Raw genomic sequence first — 22,192 nt, forward strand, 5'->3', positions numbered from 1 at the left:
ACGTTTGTTTGATCGGGAGTGAACGCGCGAACCGCCCGAGACGCAAGGCCCGTGGCTGGCCTCTCGCCGGCTTCAGGCGGCGTGGGCGAGGCGCGCGGCGTGGACCACGCTCTGCAGGGTGATGATGGTGGCGTCGACCCGTTCATGGGCGTCCGAGCCGACCACCTTGCGCATCACCGCCGTCGACAGGCCGCGCCGCAGGTGACCCAGCGCCCGGGGCGGAGCGACCAGGATCACGTGATCGAAGCCCTGGCGGGCGTTCAGGTCGTCGATGCGACGGGCCAGGTCATCCAGGAACGCCTTCTCGGCCCGGTCATGGGCGTCGCCGGCATGGGTGATGTGGCTGGGCGCGGCGTGGTCGTGCTGCTCCTTCAGGCCGGGCAGCCATTCGGGACGATCATGCAGCGGACCGTCCAGGCGCGGCTGCTCCAGCAGGCGGGCGCGGCGTCCGTCCGCGACGACGATCAGGGTTCTTGCGTCAGGGGTCATGCGAAAAGCTCCTTGGCCTTGGCCACCCGGTAAGCCTGCGCCCTCGCGTTCCGCCGGCGGATGATCGAGGTCAAAAATCCGCCAGCCGATCGCCCTTAAAGGTTCGTCCTTAAGGCGCTTCGCCTTCCGACTTGGCGGCCTTGGCGGCCAGCTTCGCCAGTACCCGGCCGCGTCCCTTGCTCAGGGCCGTGATCACCCCACGGAAGGTCCGGACCTCCTGGTCGGTCAGGCGGGCGCGGGCGAGGGGGACGCGCAGGTTGCGGACCATCGAGGGCTTCTTCTCCGGCGGATGATAGAAGCCGGCCTTGTCCAGTTCGCCCTCGAGGTGCTCGTAAAGGCCCATCAGGGTGGCCTGGTCGGCGGGCTCCTCGACGTTCTGCTCGAACTTTTTCCAGGGCCGGTCGTCCTGGGTCATCTTCCATTCGTAGGCGTTGATCGACACCGCCTGGGCCAGGTTCAGCGAGCGGAAGCGCTCGTCGATCGGGATCGAGACGATGGCCTGGCAGAGGGCGATGTCGTGGGTCTCCAGCCCCGCGCGCTCGCCGCCGAACAGCAGGCCGACGCCGCGGCCCAGGTCGACCTCCTCGGCCAGGTGGCCGGCGCTCTCGCGCGGCGTGTAAACCGGCAGGCGCGTCTCGCGCGGACGGGCCGTGGTGGCGTAGACCAGCTTCAGGTCGGCGATCGCCGCCTCCAGCGTGTCGAAGACCTTGGCGTCGTCCAGCGGCCAGCTCGCGCCCGAGGCGCTGGCCCAGGCCCGCTCCTGCGGCCAGCCGTCGCGCGGCCGGACCAGGCGCAGGTCATAGAGCCCGAAATTGGCCATCACCCGGGCCACCGCGCCGATGTTCTCGGCCAGCTGGGGCTCGTTGAGGATCACGCAGGGGGGCGCGCCTTTGGGCGGGACGGGCTTGAAGTCTTCGGTCATCCGCACCCTTTGCCGTCGACAGCACACCGTATGCAAGAGGCAGAGCAGCCGAACCGCCACGGCCGCGTTTAGCCCGCATGTCTCGCCGCGCCCTCCTGACCGCCTTCCTCGCCCTGCCCGTGCTCACCGCCTGCGGTGAGAAGCCGATGCTGGGGCAGGAAGAGCCGGCCATGAAGCCCAAGAATCTCCAGAAGCGCATCGAGGCCATCGCCGCCCGCGCCGCGCCGGCCGTGTTGGGCGTGGCGGTCGAGGACCTGGGCACGCGCCAGCTGTGGGCGTTCAACGGCGACCGGCGCTTCGCCCTGGGCGGGGCCGCGCGCATACCGATCCTGGCGGCGGTGATGGCCGAGACCGAGGAAGGACGCTTGCCGCTGGATGAGATCCTGACCGTTCGCGATGTCGACCTGTCGCCGCCGCCCAGCGCCGTCGCCGACGCCTGGCCGGGCCGCCGGACCTGGAGTATCGCCGAGCTGGAGACCCTGGCCCGCCAAGGCGACAACACCGCGCTGGACTTGCTGATCAAGCGGGTCGGCGGACCAGGCGCCGTCAATGGCTGGCTGGACGTCAAGCGGATCGAGCACGTCAGCGTCGACCGCTATCGCCGCCAGATCGCCACCGACGCCCGGGGCCTGGCCTCTTTCCGCGCCAGTTGGAAAGGCGAAGCCGCCTGGCGCAAGGCGGTCGACGCGGCGCCGGCCGACCAACGCGCCAAGGCGGCCCGGGACCGCGCGACCGACCCGCGCGACACCGCCACGCCCGTCGGCTTGCTTCGCCTGATGGACGCCTTCACCAATCGCGAGCTGTTCTACAAGCCCGATGCAGCCCGCTTGCTGGGTCGCGACACCGGCTATTTGGCCAAGGCCCTGCCGGCCGGCGCCCGGATCATCCAATTGGCCGGCGCCGCACGGCCGGACCTGGGCGTGCAGCCGACCAACCACGCCGCGGCTTTCGTCGAGCTGAAGGACGGCCGCCGGATCGCCTTCGTCGTCTTCCTGACCGCCTCGACCGCCGACGCGGCCCAGCGCGAGGCGATCATCACCGACGTCGGCGAGGCGGTGCTGAAGGAGTTCTAGCCGGTCCGGCCTCGCGCCAGGGCTTCCAGCAGTTGGGCCGGGTGCAGCGGCTTGGCCAGGTGCAGGTCGGCTCCGGCCGCCTGGGCGGCGGCGATGTGCTCTTCCATGGCGTTGGCGGTCAGCATGATCACCAGGATCGGCGGCGCCCCCGAAGCGGCCTCGCGGGCGCGAATGGCGCGCGTGGCCGACAGCCCGTCCATGACCGGCATCTGCATGTCCATAAGCACGGCGTCGAAGGTGGCTTCGTCCAGCGCCCGCAAGGCCGCCTCGCCGTCGCCGACCATGGTCAGGTCGACGCCGAACGGCTCCAGCACGATCTCGACGACCTTGCGGTTGGTCGGATGATCCTCGGCGACCAGCACCCGCATGCCCTCCAGCGAGATCTCGCGATCCTCCTCGATCGCGGCCTCGGCCAGGGTCTCGCAGCGGGTCAACGGCAGCAGGACCTCGAAGCGCGCGCCATGGCCCGGCGAGGCGTCGGCGCTGATGCCGCCGCCCATCATCTCGGCCAGGGCGGCGCAGATCGACAGGCCCAGGCCCGTGCCGCCGAACTGGCGGGTGATCGACTGGTCGGCCTGGACGAAACGCTTGAACAGGCGATCGCGCACGCCCTCGTCGAAGCCAACCCCGGAGTCGCGAACGACAAAGCGGACCTTGTCGCCCACTCGATCGACCTCGAGCGACACCTCGCCCTGGGCGGTGAACTTCACGGCGTTGGCCAGCAGGTTGGACAGAATCTGGCTGATCCGTCCCGAGTCGCCCTCGTAGGTCCCCTCCGCGTCAGGCGAGACCGACCAGCGGAAGACGAGGTGCTTGGCCTCGGCGGCGGCGGCGTGAAGTTCGGCCATGCCGCGCACCAGTTGGGCGAGGTCGAAGGGCCCGGTGGTCAGCTGGAACTCGCCGGCCTCGATCTTGGAGACATCCAGTATATCGCCCAGCACCTGCTCCAGCAGGCGTCCCGACGAGGAGACCAGCGCCGCCAGCTCGCGGCGCGCGACAGGATCCTCCTCGTCGCCCAGGCGATCGCCGATGGCGATGACGCCATTTAGCGGCGTGCGCAACTCATGGGACATATTGGCCAGGAACACCGATTTGGCCTGGTTGGCGCGTTCAAGCTCGGCGGTGCGCTCGGCCACGCGGTCCTCGAGCGAGCGCCGCAGTTCCTCATTGCGCTCGCGCTGGCTGCGAAGCGCCCGGGCCAGGGAGCCGATCTCGTCGGTACGGCGCTCGATCGGTTCGGCGGCGGCGGGGTCGCCCCGACGCTGAGCCTCGGCCAGGGCTTCCAGCGGCGCGGCCACCATCTGGTTGGTCAGTCGATAGAGCAGCAGCACCTGCAAGGCCACGCCGACGAAGCCGAACAGCAGCACCCACGAGGCCGTCTTCAGCGACAACCAGACGATGTCGCCCGGCGGGAAGGTCATCAGGAACCACCAGCCCGGCTCGACCAGACGGCCATAGGCCACAAGCCGGTCGCCCTTGGGCGTCAGGACGGCGCCGACGTCTCGGTTCTGGGCGCGAATCGTGTCGACCAGGCCCTTGAGGTTGTTTTCGGCCTCGAACTTGCTCAGCAGGCGCGCATCGACGACGCCATCGCGCGACAGGCCTTGGGCGGCGACCAGTTCGCCATCGTCGGCTACGATCAGATTGCGCCCTCCCGGCAGGGCGTCGGCCACCGCGCGCAGCAGGTAACTGTCCAGCGACAGGCTCGTGCCGAACGCCCCCATGAACTGGCCCTTATAGTAGTAGGGCGTCATGCAGGCCGAGTTCAGCCCCCGGCCGCTGGGGTCGGAGATCAGCCGCCGCAGCTTGGTGCATTTCATCACCCGGTCCGGATTGTTCTCCGGCAGGGTCAGTAGGGTCATCTCCTCGTTGGCGATCGACAGGGTCGGCGGGGCGTCGCGGCGGTAGTAGAGAAGCTTGTCCTGCCGGTGGGGGCCGAACATCACCATCCGCGTCTTGGGCGTGAAAAAGTAGAAGTTGTCGTAGTGGAGGATCTCGGCCTCCCCGGTGGCGGCCACCACGTCGGTGGCGGCGACGAACAGCTGCTGTTCGGGCAAGCTCATGGCGTCGGCGTTCGGCAGATAGCCGCCGATGCCGTAGACGTAGCGGTTGTCTATCCGAGCCCCTTTGAACAGGCCGTCGGCCGAGCGCCGGGTGCCGTCCCCCTTCTCCGGGAACAATCGATCGAACTGGGCGTGGATCGCCAGAGCGTCGCCCATGTCCAATCGGCGCGTCAGGGCCTCGCCCGCCGCATCGTGCACCTTGACCAGGTCGGAGAATAACCGGTCCTCGGTCTTGACCCGCTCACCGACATATTCGGCCAGATGACGTGTCTGGGTGTCGGCGGCGCTTTTACGTACGAAGACGAAGGCCGCCGCCGTCGCAACGCCCGTCACCGCGATCGACAGGATCGCCACCATGGTCAGGAGCCGACGCGCCAGCGGCGTCGTCACGGTCGTGACTGCTCCGAGGTTGCTGTTCAAAAGTGCTCCCTCAACCCCGTCTGGGGCGGTCTGCCTCGCTTCGTCAAGAAAGAAACCGTGTTTCGCTAAACACGGTCGGCTCCCCGCCCCTGGGCCGCCGCCCTCAAAACCCTACACTGGAAAACTGAACTTGGTCACGAGGCCCAACCGACCCGCTTTTCCCCCGCGACGCAACAGTCTATAGGCTCCCGGACCGCGCCGCTTCCTGGCCCTGTGCGCCAGATCGCCACAGTCGCGCCACCGCCAGAGGAACACCCCCGCAATGGCCAAGATCAAAGTCGCCAATCCCGTCGTCGACATGGACGGCGATGAAATGACCCGCATTATCTGGAAGCTCATCAAGGATAAGCTGATCTTCCCGTACCTCGACCTCGAGCTCGACTACTACGACCTGTCGGTCGAAAACCGCGACGCCACCAACGACCAGGTTACGATCGACGCCGCCGAGGCGACCAAGAAGCACGGCGTCGCCGTCAAGTGCGCGACCATCACGCCGGACGAACAGCGCGTCACCGAATTCAATCTCAAGAAGATGTGGAAGTCGCCGAACGGCACGATCCGCAACATCCTGGGCGGCGTCATCTTCCGTGAGCCGATCATCTGCCAGAACGTGCCGCGCCTGGTGCCCGGCTGGACCCAGCCGATCATCGTCGGCCGTCACGCGTTCGGCGACCAATACAAGGCGACCGACTTCCTGTTCCCGGGCAAGGGCACGCTGACGATGAAATTCGTCGGCGAGGACGGCTCGGTCATCGAACACGAGGTCTACAAGGCTCCGTCGGCCGGCGTGGCCATGGGCATGTACAATCTCGACGAGTCGATCCGCGACTTCGCCCACGCCTCGTTCGCCTACGGCCTGGGCCGTGGCTATCCGGTGTACCTCTCCACGAAGAACACGATCCTCAAGGCCTATGACGGCCGCTTCAAGGACATCTTTCAGGAGATCTACGACGCCGAATACGCCGAGGCCTTCAAGGCCAAGGGCATCCACTACGAGCACCGCCTGATCGACGACATGGTCGCCTCGGCGCTGAAGTGGTCGGGCGGCTACGTCTGGGCCTGCAAGAACTATGACGGCGACGTGCAGTCGGACATCGTCGCCCAGGGCTTCGGCTCGCTGGGCCTGATGACCTCGGTGCTGATGACCCCGGACGGCAAGACGGTGGAAGCCGAAGCCGCCCACGGCACCGTCACCCGCCACTATCGCCAGCATCAGAAGGGCGAGAGCACCTCGACCAACTCGATCGCCTCGATCTTCGCCTGGACCCGCGGCCTCGCCCACCGCGCCAAGCTGGACAACAACCAGGACCTGGCCAACTTCGCCCTGACCCTGGAAAAGGTCTGCGTCGACACCGTCGAAAGCGGCTTCATGACCAAGGATCTGGCGCTGCTGGTCGGCGACAAGCAAGGCTGGCTGACCACCGAAGGCTTCCTCGACAAGATCGACGAGAACCTGAAGAAGGCCATGGCCTAAGACCACCAGGCTCCGGCCTGGAACAAGAGCGCCCCGGAGGTCTTCCTCCGGGGCGTTTTTCGTTTCCGCCTACTCGGCTCTGCCGCGCTGCATTAGCGCCCCGGCGAAATCGATGACGCACATCGAGCCCCACTGTCGGTGCCCGCCGCAGGCCACGCCGGCGGCCGTGTAGCTGGTCGCGAAAATGTTGCGCCGATGGCCGCGCCCCGCCACGCGGCTGTCGATGACCAACTGCCGTACGACCGCTCGGGCGTCGTCATAGCCATACGAGATGTTCTCGGCCGCGAGCCCCGCATAGACGCCAACGTCGCGCAGGCGCTGCCCCAGGCTTCCCGCCGCGCCATGGCCGACGTCGCCGCGCGGCCCCTGGACCCGGACATGCTCCAACGCCGCCGCCCCCAGGCGTCGATCACTCTTCAGCGGAGCCAGAGGCTGCTGGCGCTCCAGAAAGGCGATCGCCTCCTCCACGGCGTCAGGCTCCTCCTGCCGCAATGCCCACTCCGGCGCGCCCCGCAGTTCGTGGGCGTACTCCGCCGGATGGGCGCGGACATAGTTCAGCTCCGCCAGCACATCCGCATCGAGATCGGCGCTGGCGTGGGCGGCCATGGGAATCAGGAAGACGGCCGCGACAAAGGCGACGGCGGCGCGAACGCTCAAAGGACGGCGCAACACGTGGCGTTACTCTCGATACTGAAGTCCCTCGAAGATCGCTGATATCAGGGGCGCGCCGTCGCGGCGACAGGCGTGTTGTCGCGCCCTGCCCCAATGCTCCGCCCGTCCCACGCGAGCGCTCTTGCGGGGGACGGCGATAGCTGGGATATCCGACGTTAACCTTTCGGAGGCGGCATGACCCTGCAGAAGCGGATCTGGGACCTGATCGTGCTGGCGATCTTCGTCTTCGCCGCCGCTTTCGCCACCGCGCCGTGGTTCGCCTTCCGCGCCCTGAAAGCCGCCGCCCAGTACGAGGATGTGCAGGCGATCGGCGAACTGGTCGACTTCCCGGCCGTGCGCCGCAGCCTGACCGGCCAGTTGGTCGCCGACGCCCCGGTCGCCCAGCCGGAAGCCCCGTCGATCTGGCGCGACCCGCTCGGCGTCTTCAAGAAGGCCATCGAGCCACTCACCCCGCCCGAGCCGAAGGTCGACCGCTACCTGACCGTGGCCGGCGTCTCGGCGCTGACCCGCGGCTACGCGCCGGGCAAGGCCCCGCCCGCCTCGGCCCAGGACAGTTCGTTCGGCGGTCAGGTCAAGGCCACGATCCAGGGTCCCTACCCCAGCATCGCCTATTGGGACCCCAACCGCGTGCGCATCGCGGTCAAGCGTCCGGACGGCAGCGGCCGGGTCACGATCTTCACCTTCGAGCGCACGGCGCTGTTCACCTGGAAGCTGGTGCACATCCGCCTGCCGGGCGACGAGCGCCAGGGCTGATCCGGGCCCAAGAAATCTGATGGATGTGACCGCCCTCGTCCTCGACGTCCTCTCCCGGGTCTGGCCGTTCTTCCTGCTGGTCGGCGCGGGTCTGGCCCTGTCCCGCCTGCGCCTGCTGGACGGGCGGATGACCCAGGGTCTGTCGGCCTATGTCTACTGGATCGGCTTTCCCGCCCTGCTGCTCAACTCGTTGTCGCGCCTTGGCCGACCTAGCCATGATCTCCTCCTGGGTCTGGTCGCCTACGCCAGCGTCGGCCTGCTGCTGATAGCCGCGACCTTGGCGGCGGGCCGTCTGCTGGGCTGGAGCAAGGCAGAGCGCGCCGGGGCCGGCATGGCGTCGGGTGTCGGCAACAGCGCCTTTCTGGCCCTGCCGGTCACCGCCGCCGTCCTGGGGGCCGAGGCCGCACGGCTGGTCGCCGGCGTGGTGGCGGTCGACTTCGCGGTGCTGGCGACCGCCGGCGTGGGCCTGCTCGGCTGGGCCGCCGGCCGGTCGGTCTGGCGTTCCACGGTGCAGGCGTTCCGCAATCCGGTCGTGGCCGCGGCCCTGGCCGGCGTCGCCCTGGCCCTGTTGGACATCGCCCTGCCCGAGCCGCTGGACCGCGCCGTCGGCATGGCCGCCGCCTCGGGAAGCCCGGTCGGCCTGGTGGCGCTGGGCGCGGCCTTGGGCCCGCGCGAGACCGAGGGCGAGGCCGCGCCGTCCGGCGCGCCGGTCGTCCTGGCGACCCTGGTCAAGCTAATCGCCTTCCCCCTGCTGGTCTGGCTGGCCGTTGGCCTGACCCCGGCCCCGCCACTCTTCCGCGCCGGCGCGACGCTGCTGGCGGCGGCCCCGACGGCGGTCAACGTCTTCATCCAGACCCGCGCCTACGGTGTGTGGCCGCGCGGCGCGGCGCGGATCGTGGCCCTGACCACGGCGGCGTCGGCGGTGACCCTTGCGGTGGCCGCCTTGCTGCTGACAGCCCGCGTCAGCTAGGGGCTCTCAACGAGCAGGCTGGTCCTTCGGGGCGAGCAGGTTCGAAGCCTGACCGCCGCCGATCTTGGCCTGGTCGCCGGCCTTCCAACCCGCCGGACAGGGGCCGAGACGTTGGTAGCGGCGGGCTTGCACAACCGTGCCTATGTCGGCCTGCAGAGGCTGCAGCGCGAAGCGGACAGTGAAGTCGCTGGCGCGGTCGCCCTTGGTCGACACGTAAAGGCCATAGCGCTGGCCGTTCGCCTCGCAGCGTCCGGCATAGTCGGTCGGCGTGTCGGTCGCGGGCTTGCCGTACGGTGCGCAGGGCTGGCCGGCGATGCGGGGCTCGGCGCGGGAAAAGGCGGCGAAGATTTCCGGATTGGCGCAGACCTCGACCGCGCCGGTCTGGCCGCCCGAGTCCTCGACGATCTCGACGCGCCAGAACGCCGGCGGCGGAATAGCGGTCGACGGGGCCTGGGCCTGATCGCAGGCGGTGAGACCGACCAGCAATGCCAGTCCGATCCAGTTACGCATCGCGCACGCCCCCTCAGGACTACACACGTAAATCAACGCGGAACCGGCCGCGCCGTCAAGCTTCGGACATGAAAAAAGGGGACGCCTCGCGGCGTCCCCTTCGTCATTCGAACGTCCCGGCGATCAGCTGGCCAGGATCGCCTTGACGGCGGCCAGACCTTCGCCGGCCTTGCTGTCGTCCGGCGCGCCGCCCTGGGCGAAATCGGCCTTGCCGCCAGCGCCTTGGCCGCCCATGGCGATCACGGCGGCCTTGGCCAGGTCGGCGGCGCTGTACTTGCCGGTGAGGTCGGCGGTCACGGCCACGGTGACGGCGGCCTTGCCGTCGGACGTGCCGACCAGGGCGACGACGCCGCCGTTGGTCAGCTGCTTCTTGAACTCCTCGGCGACGCCGCGCAGTTCCTTGCCACCGACGCCGTCCAGGACGCGGGCGATCAGGGCGACGCCATTGACGTCTTCCGGACCCGCCGCCGCGCCACCGCCACCGCCCAGGGCCAGCTGCTTCTTGGCGTCGGCCAGTTCCTTCTCGAGGCGCTTGCGGTCGGCGATCAGGGCGTCGACGCGCGCGCCGACCTCAAGGACCGGGGTCTTGAACTGGTCGGCCAGGGCCTTGGCCACGCCCGCCTGATCCAGCAGGAAGCGACGGGCCGCCTCGCCCGTCAGGGCCTCGATGCGGCGGACGCCGGCGGCGACGCCCTGCTCCGAAACGATCTTGAACAGGGCGATGTCGCCGGTGCGGGCCACGTGAGTGCCGCCGCACAGTTCGACCGAATAGGCCTTGGCCTCGTCGGCCAGCGACTTGCCCAGCGTGAGGACGCGGACGCTGTCGCCGTACTTCTCGCCGAACAGCGCCACGGCGCCGGCCTCGATGGCCTCTTGCGGGGCCATTTCCTTGGTCTCGGCCGGGACGTTCTGGCGGATGACCTCGTTGACCTCGGCCTCGATGCGGTCGAGCTCCTCGGCGGTCAGCGGGCCGCCGTGGCTGAAGTCGAAGCGCATGCGCTCCCCGTCGACCATCTGGCCCTTCTGGGCGACGTGCGGGCCCAGCACATGGTGCAGGGCGGCGTGCACCAGGTGGGCGGCCGAGTGGTTGGAGCGGGTGGTGTGTCGGCGCTCGGCGTCGACCGAGGCCACGACCTGGTCGCCGACCTTCAGGTCACCCGACAGCTCGACGCGATGGACGAACAGTTCGCCGGCCTGCTTCTGGGTGTCGAGGACCCGGTTCTCGCGGCCGTTGGCTTCCAGCACGCCGGTGTCGCCGGCCTGGCCGCCGCTCTCGGCATAAAAGCTGGTGCGGTCCAGCAGAACCTCGACGGTCGTACCGCCGGCGGCGCTTTCGACCTCGACACCGTCGACCAGCAGCGCCTTCACGACGCCGGTGGTCTCGGTGTTCTCGTAGCCGACGAAGTCGGTGGCGCCGGCCTTTTCCTTGATCGCGAACCAGGCGGCCGCGCCGGCCTGCTGGCCCGAACCGGCCCAGTTGGCGCGCGCCATCTGGCGCTGCTTTTCCATGGCCGAGTCGAAGGCGTCGGTGTCGACGGTCAGGCCCTTGGCGCGCACGGCGTCCTGGGTCAGGTCCAGCGGGAAGCCATAGGTGTCATAGAGCTTGAAGGCGGTCTCGCCATCCAGCACCCCGCCAGCGGTCAGGTTGGCGGTCGCCTCGTCCAGCAGGCCCATGCCGCGCCCCAGGGTGACGCGGAAGCGCTCTTCTTCCTGGCGCAGGGTCTCGACGATCGAGGCCTCGGCGCGGCGCAGTTCCGGATAGGCTTGGCCCATCTCGGCCACCAGGGTCGGGGCCAAGCGGTGCATCAGAGGCTCCTGCGCGCCCAGCAGATAGGCGTGGCGCATGGCGCGGCGCATGATCCGGCGCAGGACGTAGCCGCGGCCTTCGTTCGACGGCGTGACGCCATCGGCCAGCAGGAACGAGGACGATCGCAGGTGGTCGGCGATGACGCGGTGCGAGGGCGCTTCCGCGCCCTCGGCCTTGACGCCGGTCAGTTCGACGCTGGCGGCGATCAGGCTCTTGAACAGGTCGACGTCGTAGTTGTTGTGCACGCCTTGCAGGACGGCCGCGACGCGTTCCAGGCCCATGCCCGTGTCAATCGAGGGCTTGGGCAGCGAGAGGCGCTCGCCGCCGGCCAGTTGCTCGAACTGCATGAACACGAGATTCCAGATCTCGATGAAGCGGTCGCCATCCTCATCGGGGCTGCCCGGAGGGCCGCCGGGGATGCCTTCGCCGTGGTCGAAGAAGATCTCCGAGCACGGGCCGCACGGGCCGGTGTCGCCCATGGACCAGAAGTTGTCGCTGGTCGGGATGCGGATGATGCGATCGTCCGACAGGCCGGCGATCTTCTTCCACAGGTCGGCCGCCTCGTCGTCGGTGTGGTAGACCGTGACCAGCAGCTTTTCCTTCGGCAGGGCGAAGTCGCGGGTCAGCAGGGTCCAGGCGTGGTGGATCGCCTGCTCCTTGAAATAATCGCCGAACGAGAAGTTGCCCAGCATCTCGAAGAAGGTGTGGTGGCGGGCCGTGTAGCCGACATTGTCCAGGTCGTTGTGCTTGCCGCCGGCGCGGACGCACTTCTGCGAGCTGGCCGCGCGCGGATGGGCCGGCGTCTCGGCGCCGGTGAACACGTTCTTGAACGGCACCATGCCGGCATTGACGAACAGCAGGGTCGGATCGTTCTGCGGCACCAGCGGCGCCGACGGGACGACGGCGTGATCGGCCTTGCCGAAGTAGTCGAGGAAGGTGCTACGGATCTCGTTCAAGCTGGGCATGAGCGTCTCAAGTCTGGCGTACCGGTCCGGCAGGCGGCCGGGAGTCGGGCGCTGCATAGCGCGGTTTTTAGCGAAGGGGAAACCGACTCGGAAATAGGGGCGCGCCGCGGGGCGGAAAAGGGCGTGTCCCTAGCGTCGCCGACACCACCAAATATAGTACAGGTTGGACTGCATCATTCAGGTCTTGGATAGCGGCGTGCGCGGCACAGGACTCGTCTTGTTTCTCTCCGGGGCGCTGCTGGCGGGTTGTTCCAGCGTGCCTCGTCCGGATGCGACTCAACTCGCGCCGTGGACCCGGGAGCTGAGCGACCGGCAGCCAGACGAGGCGTTCGCGGCCGTCTATCGATGGCGAGGGCATAGCCTGACCTTCGTGGTCGCCAACCATTCAACGCGTTCGGACAGCCCTACCTTCAAGCTCATCGCGGAAGTTTACGCTCGCGAGCGCTTCGACACCCTGATCGCGGAAGGCTTCCCATACTCGCGAGGCGCGGACGCCCCTCGTACGCTGCAATGGCTTCAGTCCCAGACCGAAACCGATGGCTTTGTGATGGGCGGCGAGAGCGTTCCTGCTTTGCGCGGCGCCGTTCAACAGCACGCGCATATCTGGGGCGGCGAGCCCGACGATATCGTTATTCGCGATCGCCTTCTCGTCGAGGGCGTCTCGGCTGTCGATCTTCTGGGGTTTTACACGCTCAGATCCGTTCCCCAGTGGATCAGAGAGAAGAGAATAGCCGATGGCGGAGATCTCCAGATCAAGGCTCTCATCGAGAATGAACTGCTGCGTAACAGGACCCGCCTAGGCCTGACGGAAACTCCGCTGCCAGATTACACGGCGTGGGCGCGCTGGTACGAAGAGACGAACGGTCAAGCCTTTGGCTCGACGTTCAGGCTCGAGGAGGTCGGCCCGTTGGCTGATGGCGACTTCGGCTCCAACAAATTCGCGGCCGCCGTTGGGCGTGCGCGCGACGCCTTTCTCCTGAAGACCATCGCCGATCATCTCGGCAAGGGCGAGAACGTTCTCGTCGTGTTCGGAGCGAGCCATCTCACGATCCTGCGCCCCGCTCTGGACCGCATGTTGGGCCCGCCCTGCTATGTGGGCGGGAAGGTGGACCGAGCGCCCGCGTCCTGCTTCGGATAGTCGCGGACGGCCTCCCCCTCCGGAAAAGAGCCCTGCTTGGGGCGACAAGGAACGAAAAAGAAAAGGCCGCCTGGCATGGGGTCCAGGCGGCCTGCGATCGCGGCCCCCGCGGCGGTCCGGCCGCGGGCGTGTTGAAGGCGGGGACGCCCGGGGTCGGGCGAGGGCCGCGAAACCTTGCGAGGAGACTATTCTTCCTCGCCATCCTCCGGGCCGCCGACCAGGAGCTCTTCCTCGATCTTTTGCGACGACTTGCGGACGGCCGCTTCGATGGAGGCGGCGACGTCGGGATTGGTCTTCAGGAACTCGCGGACATTATCGCGACCCTGGCCGATGCGCTGGCTGCCGTACGAGAACCAGGAGCCGGCCTTGTCGATGATCCCGGCCTTGACGCCCAGGTCGATGACTTCGCCCAGCTTCGAGATGCCCTCGCCGTACATGATGTCGAACTCGACCTCGCGGAACGGCGGAGCCACCTTGTTCTTGACGACCTTCACGCGGACATTGTTGCCGATGATCTCGTCACGGACCTTCACCGAACCGGTGCGGCGGATGTCCAGGCGCACCGAGGCGTAGAACTTCAGCGCGTTGCCGCCGGTGGTCGTTTCCGGGCTGCCGTACATCACGCCGATCTTGTGACGGATCTGGTTGATGAAGATGACGATGGTGTTGGCCTTGTTGATCGAGGCGGTCAGCTTGCGCAGCGCCTGGCTCATCAGACGGGCCTGCAGGCCCGGCAGGCTGTCGCCCATCTCGCCTTCGATTTCGGCCTTCGGCGTCAGCGCCGCGACCGAGTCGATCACGACGATGTCGACGGCGCCCGAGCGCACCAGGGTGTCGGTGATCTCCAAGGCCTGCTCGCCGTTATCGGGCTGCGAGACCAGCAGGTTGTCGAGATTGACGCCCAGCTTGAACGCATAGCCCGGATCCAGGGCATGCTCGGCGTCGACGAAGGCGGCGGTGCCGCCGGCCTTCTGGACCTCGGCCACCACGTGCAGGGCCAGGGTCGTCTTGCCCGAGCTTTCCGGGCCATAGATCTCGATGATCCGACCCTTGGGCAGGCCGCCGATACCGAGCGCGATGTCCAGGCCCAGCGAGCCGGTGGACACCGACTCCATCTCGACCTTGCCCTTTTCGCCCAGCTTCATCACCGAGCCCTTGCCGAACGCGCGGTCGATCTGGGCGAGAGCCGCCTCTAGCGCGCGTTGCTTGTCGCCTTCTTCTTTGCCCACGAGTTTCAAAGCCGCCTGACTAGCCATTGTTGTCCGCCCTCTATCCCATGATTCCGGTCGCCCGATCGGCGCTTCCCGCGCCGCGTCCCAACGACCTGTGGAACATGGTGAAGTCGTACGCCCTTTGTTCCATGTTCGCAAGATGTTCCCGTCGCTCACCCCTGTAAGAAACGACCGTTTCTGTCGTAGGCCGGAATGCCGCACGGACAGCCACCGGATTTGAGGTCGTCCGGGCGCCTCCGAAACGGCTCTTTAAGCCCCGCCATGTCAGCTTCGCCTTGTCTTGGGGGGAATGCCGACTTGACCATCGACCCGCGCCGCCTTCTGGGCTTGGCGTTCGCCAGCGCAGATCTTCTCGTCGAATTGCAGGACGGCCGCGTGCGCCTGGCGCTGGGCGCCGCGCAGAAGGTCATGGGCCAAGGTGAAGCAGGCCTGACCGGCAAGGTCTGGCCGCATCTGTTCCACCCCGACGACCAGCCGCTGATGGACGCCATGCTGAACTGCGCCGACGACGGCGTGCGCCGGGGTCCCGTCGTACTTCGTCTGAGCGGCCCCGGAGACCGCCATGTCCGCGTGATCCTGCGCGCCCTGCCCGAAAACGACGGCCGGGTCTCGCTGGCCGTCACCGCCGCCCAGTCGGCCGGTCCCCCCCTGACCGCCGGCACGCTGCACCCGCGCGATTCGTTCGACGACATCGCCAAGGGCCTGTTCGAGGCCGCCCGCGTCACGGGCCTGGAACTGGAGCTCGCCATGGTCGAGTTCGCCGGCCTGCAGACCATACGTGAAGGCCTGCCCCCGGTGGAGGCGGCCGCCCTCGACGTACGCGTGGCCAGCGCCGTCCGCGCCGAGTCGCACGGCGGTTCCGCCGCCACCCAGCTGTCGCCCGATCGCTTCGCCCTGCTGCGCACCCGGGACGACCGTCCGGACAACATGATCAAGCGCCTGACCCGCATGGTCAGCGCCGAGGCCAGCGCCCATCTCGTGCCGCTGGAAGGCGGCGGGGGCTCGGCCCGCGCCCTGCGCGCCCTGCGGTACGCGCTCGACGATTTCCTGCGCGAGGGCCTGAAGAGCACGCCGCCGCTGACGCTATCGGAGGCGATGAACCGCTCCGTGAAGCGCACCCTGGCCCGCGCCGGCGCCCTGGGCGTGGCCGTCAGCCAGCGCCGCTTCACCCTGGCCTACCAACCGGTCGTGTCGCTGGCGACCGGCGCGACGCACCACCACGAGGTGCTGGTGCGCTTCGAGGACGGCGGCAGTCCGTTCGCCCTGATCCGCATGGCCGAGGAATTCGACCTGATCGAGGAACTCGATCACGCCATCGTCGAACAGGCCGTGAAGAAGCTGGCCAACGACCAGGAACGCAAGCTGAAGCTGGCCGTGAACGTCTCTGGCCGCACCATCATCAGCGAGACCTTCGTCGACCATATCGGCCGTCTGCTGGCCAAGCACGACGAGGCCAAGGGCAGGCTGATCTTCGAGATCACCGAGACGGCCGCGATCGACGACCTGCCGAGCGCCAACCGCCATATCCAGAGCCTGCGCGGCATGGGCTCGCTGGTCTGCCTCGACGACTTCGGCGCGGGCTCGTCGTCCTTCGCCTATCTGCAGCAGCTCTCCCTCGATATCGTCAAGATCGATGGCCGCTATGTCCGCGAGCTGGCCGACAACGGCCGCGACGGCGCCCTGGTGCGTCGCCTGGTCGATCTGTGCCGCGACCTCAACATCCGCACCGTGGCGGAGATGGTCGAAACCGTGGAGGTAGCCGAGATCGTCCGCGCCGCCGGTGTCGATTTCGCCCAGGGCTGGCTCTACGGCAGGCCCGCCGACAAGCCGAGCCCCGCCCTGCGACCCAATCCGCCGATCGCCGCGGTGGCCCGCCGCGCGGGCGCGTCGGAGAGCTGGGGGTAAAACAGACTCTCCTCCCCCTTTATGAGGGAGGTGGCCCGAAGGGCCGGAGGGGGCGGCGCAGGCGCATCGCGGCGTCGCCCCATCCACCACTCGTGGTCCCCCTTCCCCATAAAGGGGAAGGAGAATTCAGGACGTCAGGCCTTGCCGCCCTTGCTGACGATGTAGTCGTCGATCACGCGCTCCAGCGTGGTCAGCGGAGTCATGCCCGAGAGCAGGCCCGCGTCGTGGAACTCGCGGATGTCGAACTTCTTGCCGAGCGCCTTCTGGGCCTTGGCGCGGGCGCGCAGCCAGACGATCTTGCCGATCATGTAGCTGCAGGCCTGGCCGGGCCACACGACGTAGCGTTCGATCTCGGTGATCGAGCCGCTTTCCTCGTCGCCCATGGTCTCGGCCATGTATTTCACGGCCTGCTCGCGGCTCCACTTCTTGTAGTGCATGCCGGTGTCGACCACGAGGCGCACGGCGCGGAACAGGGCGTCATGCAGCATGCCGAGATGGCCGCGCGGGTCGGTCTTGTAGATGCCCATCTCGACAGCCAGCTGCTCGGAATAGAGCGCCCAGCCCTCGGTGTAGCCCGAGAAGCCGATGATCTTGCGGATCATGGGCAGGCCCTTGGCCTCGTTCGAGATCGACAGCTGCAGGTGGTGACCCGGGACGCCCTCGTGCACCGTCAGGGTGGTCAGGGTGTACTTGGCCTGTTCCTTGGTGTCGCGCAGGTTGATCCAGTAGATGCCCGGACGCTTGCCGTCGAGCGACGGCGAATTGTAGTAGCCGCCCGGCGCGCCGGCCTCGATGGCCTTGGGCACGCGGCGGATCTCCAGCGGCGCCTTGGGCAGGGCGCCGAAATAGGCCGGCAACTGCTTCTGGATCCAGGCGGCCTTCTCGTTCAGGTCCTTGATCAGCTGTTCCTTGGACGCATCCGTGTTTGGATAGAAGTCCTCGCCCAGCTTGGCCATGCGCTCGCCGACGGTGCCCGTCTTCATGCCGATGGTCTTGAAGAGCTTGTCGGCCTCGGCCGAGATCGACTTCACCAGGTCGAGGCCCAGCTGGTGGATCTCGTCCGGCTTCAGGTCCGAGGTCGTGTAGTTCTTCAGCGACACGGCGTAGTAGTCGCCGCCGTCCTTCAGGCGCCAGACGCCGGCGTCGTGGGTGGCCTTGCCACGGACGCTCTCCAGCAGGGCGATCTGGCGCTTCAGGGCCGGCAGGACCGAGCCTTCATAGATCCGAGAGGCCTCGGCGGCCCAGTCGCCCGCGATCTTCTTGTCTTTCGTCCGGCGCGCGATCGACTTGACCAGCGGAGCGTCGGCCGTCGGGGTGTCGGCGAAGGCCTTCATCTGGACCAGGGTCTTGTCGATGATGAAGTCCGGCGGGATCACGCCGTCGGCGAAGTCCTGCCTGGCGATCGCGCTTTCCTGATCCATCAGGCGGGCGAAGCCCTCCATGCGCGACAGATAGGCGTCGGCGTCGGCCTTGGTCTCGATGCTGTGCTGGGTGTCCAGGAAGTCCGGCATCTGCTGGTAGCTGCCGGTCAGCTGGCTGAGCACGTAGGGCGCGCCCGAACCGCCGCCGCCGTAGCTGAACTTCTTGTTGCCCTCGTCCTGCACCGACAGCACGAACTCGACGGTGTCGTAGTTGGCGGCGTCCATGCCCTTCAGGGCGCGGCGGTCGATGCTACGCAGGGCGGCCAGTTGCTCGGTGGTCTGGGCCGCGCCAGCCTTGATGGCGGCGAACGAGCGGTCGCTGAGCAGACCCTTGGTCCAGGCCAGCTCGCCGCTGTCGAGGCCCAGGCCGGTCGCCGTCTCGGGCGACTGGCGTAGCTGCTTGGCCATGATCTCGTCGAACAGGGCGTTAAGTTTGGCGACCTCGCCTTCACGAGCGAAGGCCAGGGACGGCACGCCGCCGGTTGCGGCGAAGCCGGCCGCGGCGGTGGCGAACATCATGTGACGACGGTTGAGCAAGGCTTTTCCTCCGTGAGCGTGGCAGCCGAAAGTGTGTGCGGTTTCGGCGCCCGCCACGCTCTCTTTCTTGAGTCTGAGCATGTCCGCGAAGCGGTCATGCTCGGGGCCCGAATTGAGGGCGAAGGCGTACGCCCACTGCCCGGCTTTGGCGAAATTAATTCCGAGTCATGCGGTCGATTGCAATCGCCAAGCTCAAGCCAGCGTCACGAACAGCTCGTTCTCGATCACCCATTGGCCGGTGACCTTCTTCCAGGTGGCCAGATAGGTCCCCGACTGCTCGGGAGCGTCCTTCCACTGGCCGAGCCAGTGACCGCGTTCGGCGGCGCGGTTCCCCTCGGCGTTCAGGCTGATCGCCTCGGTCGTGCGGATGTAGGCGCCGAAGCCCTTGTCGGCGAACTGGCTGGCGAAGGCGGCCAGCACGTCCTCGGCCCCCAGCAGCAGCGAGCCGTCGCCTGCGATCAGGGTGACTCGCGGATCGAAGAACGGCCGCAGGCGCTCGGACTCCTTGGCCGCGATCAGCTTGTTGGTCAGCTTGCGGCGGGCGGCGATGGCGTCTTCTGGCGTGGTCATGGTCTTCCCTACTCTGCGCGCCGGTGTAGCTTGCTCACTGTTCGACGCAAACTCAGAGCCGTGATGCCCGCCCCGACCCTGACCACCGCCCGCCTGACCCTGGCGCCTCCGACACTCAACGACTTCGAGGACAGCCGCGACATGTGGGCCGATCCCGTGGTGGTCCGCCACGTCGGCGCCCGACCGTTCACCGACGAGGAGACCTGGACGCGGCTGATGCGGGCCCGGGGCCTGTGGGAAGTGCTGGGTTTCGGCTACTGGGCGGTGCGCGAGACCTCGACCGGTCGCTATGTCGGCGAGGTGGGCTTCGCCGACCTGCGCCGCGATATCCAGCCCAGCCTGTACGGCCTGCCGGAAATGGGCTGGGTCCTATCGGCCTGGTCGCATGGCCAGGGCTTCGGAACCGAGGCGGTCGGCGCGGGTCTGGCCTGGATCGACGAGACCCTCGCCCCGCCAGTCGTGCCCTGCATCATCGACCCCGAAAACGCCGCCTCCCTGGCCCTGGCCGCCAAGATCGGCTTCACGCTGCGGACACACACCACCTTCAAGGGTTCGCCGATCATGGTGCTGGAGCGGCGCCGGTAAAACCTGTACAGTTTTTACGAAACTTCGGCTTGATCCGGGCCTTCGCGCCCCCTAGGTTCCGCCGCGTCGCGGGGGCGCGATCGCTTACGGAGTCCAAGTAAGTGTTGAGTTCCGCTCACCGGGCTGGCGCGTTCGCGCCGGTCACGGGCCGCTTCCGCGCGTCGACCGCGCTCTCGGCCATCCTCGGCCCCATGATCCTGCTCTCGCCCCTAGCGGCCCACGCGGCGGATCCCAGTCGCGTCTTTGGCGATAAAGACCTGACCAACGCGAACGACACCGTCACTAACGACAAGACCATCGACCTGATCGAAGACGTCGACTTCGGCGACGGCGAGGACGGCGTCATCAACAACGGAGTCATCACGGTCGGCGCCAATTCGACCACTCCGACCCGGGTCTCGCTGATCTCGCTCGAAGGCCTGGCGAACAAGGGCATGGTCGATCTCAGGAACGGCCACATCGGCGACGCCCTCACCATCGCCGGCGACTACTCCGGCGGTGGCAAGGCGCGCCTCGGCCTGGATGTAGGACCCAACGGCGCCGACCAACTCATCGTCGGCGACATCGCCAACGGCAGCACGGCCATCACCCTGGGCGTCCTGTCCGCCAAGACCGCCGTGCTGACCGGCGACAAGGGACCGGTCCTGATCCAAGCGGGCGCGGGCTCCAAGGAAGACGCCTTCACGATCGAGAACGACGAGATCGGCCTCATCCACTACGGCATGGTCTATGACGCCAAGGCGGCGACATATCGTCTCAAGGGCGTGGCCGGTCAGCGGGTCTACGAGACGCTGAAGATCGCCGAGGGCGCCAGCAGCGTCTGGCGGCGGTCGGCCGACGCCTGGAGCGCGCATGCGGCCAGCTTGCGCGACGCAGGCCCGGCCGCGGACGGCGCGGGCGTTTGGGGTCAGGCCTATGGCGGCCGCCAGGAGCGCGACGACGACATCGCCGGGTCGGCCCAGCGCAAGGTCGCGGTCGACTACGCGCAGACCACCTATGGCGGCCAGATGGGTCTCGACCTGGTCAATGGCGATCCGGGTGACGGCCGCATCGCCCTGGGCCTGACCGGCGGCTACGCCGACGCCACGATGCGGTTCAGCGGCGTCGCGGGCCAGGAGGTCAAGCTGCGGGTCGTCAACCTCGGTGGCTATGTCGCCCTGACCCAAGGCGGCTTCTTCCTGAACGCCCTGGCCAAGGCCGATCGCCAGTCGATCAAGTCCAGCAACACGGTCGACGGCATCGACGCCAAGTTCGACGGAACCACGTATGGCGCACAGGTCGAGACCGGCCACCGCTTCGGCGAAGACGGTCTGGCTTACGAAACGCTGCTGGGCGTCAGCTACGTCAGCACGCGCCTCGACGACATGGAGACCTTGGGCCAGCGGCTGGACTTCGACAACGCCACCGGCTTCGTCGCCAAGGCCGGCGTTCGCGGCTCGGCCCAGGGCATCCTGCTCGGCGGCGTCCTGACCACCTATGGAGCGGCGTTCGTGGCGCACGACTTCACGGTCAAGAACGACCTGACCCTGATTAGCGGCGACCAACGCGAGCACCTGTCGACGGATGGCGGCCGCACCTTCGGCCAGATCACGGTCGGCGCCAGCTATCGCTCGACGGCGGGGACAATCACCTTCGCGGAACTCAGCGGCGACGGCGGCGGCGGCCGCTCGGGCGGCAGCCTGCGGATCGGGACGCGCTTCGGCTTCTAGTGCGAAGGCCGCCGGACTTCTCCTGAAGTCGGGCGGCCGACGCCGCGAGGCTAGACCCGCTCCAGGCCCAGCCGCTCGCCCACGGCATTCATGCGCTTGATCGGCTTCTCGCTCATGACCTGAAGATGGGAACAGTGCTAGGACGGCGCCATGGCTCGCAAACTCACCGCCAAAGTCGTCAAGGATCCTACCGCCGAGGCCGATCGCGCCTGGTTCGAGGCCAACCCTGAGCGCCTGTTCCGCCTGCGTGATCCGGCCCCGGTCGAGTTCAAGGACCCGTTGGGCGATCCCGGCGATGGCTTCTCCTGGCGCGTGCTGATCGCCCGCCTGCCCGACGGCGACCGCCTGCGCCTGCCGGTCTCGCTGTCGTGGGAGTTGCACAACGATCACGCCAAGGATCAGCACCTGAAGATCCTGTTCGAGCAGGTCGCCCCGGCCGAGGCCAAGGCGCGGTTGGGCTGATCCCGGCCATGCGCGGGGGCCGCACGATCCTCCTCTGGGCCGTGGTGCTGGCGCTGGGCGCCTTCGCGCTGCAGTGGCTGGAATACCGGTTCGTGACCCGCGCCTTCTCCTGGCAAATCTATATCGGACTGATCGGCGCGGCCTTCGCGGCCGGCGGCGTCTGGATCGGCTGGAGACTGGCGGCCCGCGCCCGTCCAGAGACCTTCCAGCGCAATGACGCCGCCCTCGCCGCCCTGGGCCTTACCGGCCAGGAGGTGAGGGTTCTGGAGCGTCTCGCCGCCGGCCGCTCCAACAAGGAGATCGCCCGGGATCTCGGCCTGTCGCCCAACACCGTAAAGACCCACGTCGCCAACCTGTACGTTAAGCTGGAGGTCAGCCGCCGCACCCAGGCGATCGGCAAGGCGCGCGAACTGGCGCTGATACCTTGACCCTCCGCCGATAGGGCGAAACTGTCGAACTCACCCGTTTGGGCGATACCGCTTTGGCAAAAAGAGCGGGCAGCTTGGAGCGCGTCG

Annotated in this window: 19 protein-coding genes; 10 read left to right on the top strand and 9 right to left on the bottom strand. The window is 67.9% G+C overall.

The window, feature by feature from the left end:
• Window positions 1–72: 72 nt before the first annotated feature.
• Window positions 73–489, bottom strand: a complete 417-nt coding sequence (locus tag ACW175_RS17840) for a host attachment protein (RefSeq protein ID WP_099580211.1) — start codon at window positions 487–489, stop codon at window positions 73–75.
• A gap of 109 nt (window positions 490–598) precedes the next feature.
• Entirely contained in the window at window positions 599–1,411 is an 813-nt protein-coding gene (locus tag ACW175_RS17845) for an RNA methyltransferase (protein ID WP_492101338.1), read from the bottom strand.
• A 77-nt stretch (window positions 1,412–1,488) separates the two neighbouring features.
• On the opposite strand from ACW175_RS17845, the gene ACW175_RS17850 reads away from it, so the two are divergent.
• Window positions 1,489–2,484: a serine hydrolase gene (locus tag ACW175_RS17850; RefSeq protein WP_492101339.1), complete on the top strand. Its 996-nt coding sequence runs from the start codon at window positions 1,489–1,491 to the stop codon at window positions 2,482–2,484.
• Here the strand turns inward: ACW175_RS17850 and ACW175_RS17855 are convergent.
• Entirely contained in the window at window positions 2,481–4,904 is a 2,424-nt protein-coding gene (locus tag ACW175_RS17855) for an ATP-binding protein (protein WP_492104993.1), read from the bottom strand. The genes ACW175_RS17850 and ACW175_RS17855 overlap by 4 nt on opposite strands.
• 325 nt (window positions 4,905–5,229) lie before the next feature.
• Between ACW175_RS17855 and ACW175_RS17860 the strand changes: the two genes are divergently transcribed.
• Window positions 5,230–6,441: an NADP-dependent isocitrate dehydrogenase gene (locus ACW175_RS17860; RefSeq protein ID WP_492101340.1), complete on the top strand. Its 1,212-nt coding sequence runs from the start codon at window positions 5,230–5,232 to the stop codon at window positions 6,439–6,441.
• 69 nt (window positions 6,442–6,510) lie between these two features.
• On the opposite strand, the gene ACW175_RS17865 is transcribed toward ACW175_RS17860, so the two are convergent.
• Window positions 6,511–7,113 (bottom strand): CAP domain-containing protein, encoded by a 603-nt coding sequence (locus tag ACW175_RS17865; RefSeq protein WP_492101341.1) that lies wholly within the window; start codon window positions 7,111–7,113, stop codon window positions 6,511–6,513.
• A gap of 174 nt (window positions 7,114–7,287) precedes the next feature.
• On the opposite strand from ACW175_RS17865, the gene ACW175_RS17870 reads away from it, so the two are divergent.
• The gene (locus ACW175_RS17870) at window positions 7,288–7,866 is read left to right on the top strand and encodes a DUF2939 domain-containing protein (RefSeq protein WP_492101342.1); all 579 of its coding nucleotides are present in this window, start codon (window positions 7,288–7,290) and stop codon (window positions 7,864–7,866) included.
• 19 nt (window positions 7,867–7,885) lie between these two features.
• The gene (locus ACW175_RS17875; protein WP_492101343.1) at window positions 7,886–8,836 is read left to right on the top strand and encodes an AEC family transporter; all 951 of its coding nucleotides are present in this window, start codon (window positions 7,886–7,888) and stop codon (window positions 8,834–8,836) included.
• Window positions 8,837–8,842: 6 nt separating this feature from the next.
• Here ACW175_RS17875 and ACW175_RS17880 read toward each other — a convergent pair whose 3' ends face one another.
• Window positions 8,843–9,346, bottom strand: coding sequence for a hypothetical protein (locus ACW175_RS17880; protein ID WP_492101344.1), 504 nt, complete (start codon window positions 9,344–9,346; stop codon window positions 8,843–8,845).
• A gap of 123 nt (window positions 9,347–9,469) precedes the next feature.
• Window positions 9,470–12,118: an alanine--tRNA ligase gene (alaS, locus tag ACW175_RS17885; protein ID WP_492101345.1), complete on the bottom strand. Its 2,649-nt coding sequence runs from the start codon at window positions 12,116–12,118 to the stop codon at window positions 9,470–9,472.
• A 163-nt stretch (window positions 12,119–12,281) separates the two neighbouring features.
• Between alaS and ACW175_RS17890 the strand changes: the two genes are divergently transcribed.
• Entirely contained in the window at window positions 12,282–13,256 is a 975-nt protein-coding gene (locus ACW175_RS17890) for a hypothetical protein (protein WP_492101346.1), read from the top strand.
• Between the two features lie 185 nt (window positions 13,257–13,441).
• Here the strand turns inward: ACW175_RS17890 and recA are convergent, their stop codons facing one another.
• A complete protein-coding gene (gene recA / locus ACW175_RS17895) occupies window positions 13,442–14,512 on the bottom strand; it encodes a recombinase RecA (RefSeq protein ID WP_099580226.1) in 1,071 nt (356 codons plus the stop codon).
• 273 nt (window positions 14,513–14,785) lie between these two features.
• On the opposite strand from recA, the gene ACW175_RS17900 reads away from it, so the two are divergent.
• Complete coding sequence (locus tag ACW175_RS17900; protein WP_492101347.1) at window positions 14,786–16,393, top strand: EAL domain-containing protein; 1,608 nt, start codon at window positions 14,786–14,788, stop codon at window positions 16,391–16,393.
• 134 nt (window positions 16,394–16,527) lie between these two features.
• Here the strand turns inward: ACW175_RS17900 and ACW175_RS17905 are convergent, their stop codons facing one another.
• A complete protein-coding gene (locus ACW175_RS17905) occupies window positions 16,528–18,351 on the bottom strand; it encodes a DUF885 domain-containing protein (protein ID WP_492101348.1) in 1,824 nt (607 codons plus the stop codon).
• Between the two features lie 192 nt (window positions 18,352–18,543).
• Window positions 18,544–18,921 carry a nuclear transport factor 2 family protein gene (locus ACW175_RS17910; RefSeq protein WP_492101349.1) on the bottom strand — a complete coding sequence of 126 codons (378 nt, stop codon included), beginning with the start codon at window positions 18,919–18,921 and terminating at the stop codon, window positions 18,544–18,546.
• Between the two features lie 63 nt (window positions 18,922–18,984).
• Here ACW175_RS17910 and ACW175_RS17915 point away from each other — a divergent pair, with 63 nt between their 5' ends.
• The 4 genes from ACW175_RS17915 to ACW175_RS17930 all read left to right on the top strand — a co-directional run bounded on the left by ACW175_RS17915 (window position 18,985) and on the right by ACW175_RS17930 (window position 22,105).
• Window positions 18,985–19,506, top strand: coding sequence for a GNAT family N-acetyltransferase (locus ACW175_RS17915; protein WP_492101350.1), 522 nt, complete (start codon window positions 18,985–18,987; stop codon window positions 19,504–19,506).
• A gap of 101 nt (window positions 19,507–19,607) precedes the next feature.
• Window positions 19,608–21,215 carry an autotransporter domain-containing protein gene (locus tag ACW175_RS17920; protein ID WP_492101351.1) on the top strand — a complete coding sequence of 536 codons (1,608 nt, stop codon included), beginning with the start codon at window positions 19,608–19,610 and terminating at the stop codon, window positions 21,213–21,215.
• A gap of 150 nt (window positions 21,216–21,365) precedes the next feature.
• Complete coding sequence (locus ACW175_RS17925) at window positions 21,366–21,677, top strand: hypothetical protein (protein ID WP_492101352.1); 312 nt, start codon at window positions 21,366–21,368, stop codon at window positions 21,675–21,677.
• An 8-nt stretch (window positions 21,678–21,685) separates the two neighbouring features.
• Window positions 21,686–22,105: a response regulator transcription factor gene (locus ACW175_RS17930; protein ID WP_492101353.1), complete on the top strand. Its 420-nt coding sequence runs from the start codon at window positions 21,686–21,688 to the stop codon at window positions 22,103–22,105.
• The last annotated feature ends 87 nt before the right edge of the window (window positions 22,106–22,192 follow it).

This window comes from Caulobacter sp. FV1ye6ST, assembly GCF_058681225.1.

Excerpts from the sequence above, each read along its gene's own strand:
- ACW175_RS17845 (WP_492101338.1), bottom strand. The coding sequence starts at position 1,411 with ATGACCGAAGACTTCAAGCCCGTCCCGCCCAAAGGCGCGCCCCCCTGC.
- alaS (WP_492101345.1), bottom strand. The coding sequence starts at position 12,118 with ATGCCCAGCTTGAACGAGATCCGTAGCACCTTCCTCGACTACTTCGGC.
- ACW175_RS17840 (WP_099580211.1), bottom strand. The coding sequence starts at position 489 with ATGACCCCTGACGCAAGAACCCTGATCGTCGTCGCGGACGGACGCCGC.
- ACW175_RS17880 (WP_492101344.1), bottom strand. The coding sequence starts at position 9,346 with ATGCGTAACTGGATCGGACTGGCATTGCTGGTCGGTCTCACCGCCTGC.
- ACW175_RS17860 (WP_492101340.1), top strand. The coding sequence starts at position 5,230 with ATGGCCAAGATCAAAGTCGCCAATCCCGTCGTCGACATGGACGGCGAT.
- ACW175_RS17875 (WP_492101343.1), top strand. The coding sequence starts at position 7,886 with ATGGATGTGACCGCCCTCGTCCTCGACGTCCTCTCCCGGGTCTGGCCG.
- ACW175_RS17915 (WP_492101350.1), top strand. The coding sequence starts at position 18,985 with ATGCCCGCCCCGACCCTGACCACCGCCCGCCTGACCCTGGCGCCTCCG.
- ACW175_RS17870 (WP_492101342.1), top strand. The coding sequence starts at position 7,288 with ATGACCCTGCAGAAGCGGATCTGGGACCTGATCGTGCTGGCGATCTTC.
- ACW175_RS17925 (WP_492101352.1), top strand. The coding sequence starts at position 21,366 with ATGGCTCGCAAACTCACCGCCAAAGTCGTCAAGGATCCTACCGCCGAG.
- ACW175_RS17855 (WP_492104993.1), bottom strand. The coding sequence starts at position 4,904 with ATGGTGGCGATCCTGTCGATCGCGGTGACGGGCGTTGCGACGGCGGCG.
- recA (WP_099580226.1), bottom strand. The coding sequence starts at position 14,512 with ATGGCTAGTCAGGCGGCTTTGAAACTCGTGGGCAAAGAAGAAGGCGAC.
- ACW175_RS17910 (WP_492101349.1), bottom strand. The coding sequence starts at position 18,921 with ATGACCACGCCAGAAGACGCCATCGCCGCCCGCCGCAAGCTGACCAAC.
- ACW175_RS17850 (WP_492101339.1), top strand. The coding sequence starts at position 1,489 with ATGTCTCGCCGCGCCCTCCTGACCGCCTTCCTCGCCCTGCCCGTGCTC.
- ACW175_RS17930 (WP_492101353.1), top strand. The coding sequence starts at position 21,686 with ATGCGCGGGGGCCGCACGATCCTCCTCTGGGCCGTGGTGCTGGCGCTG.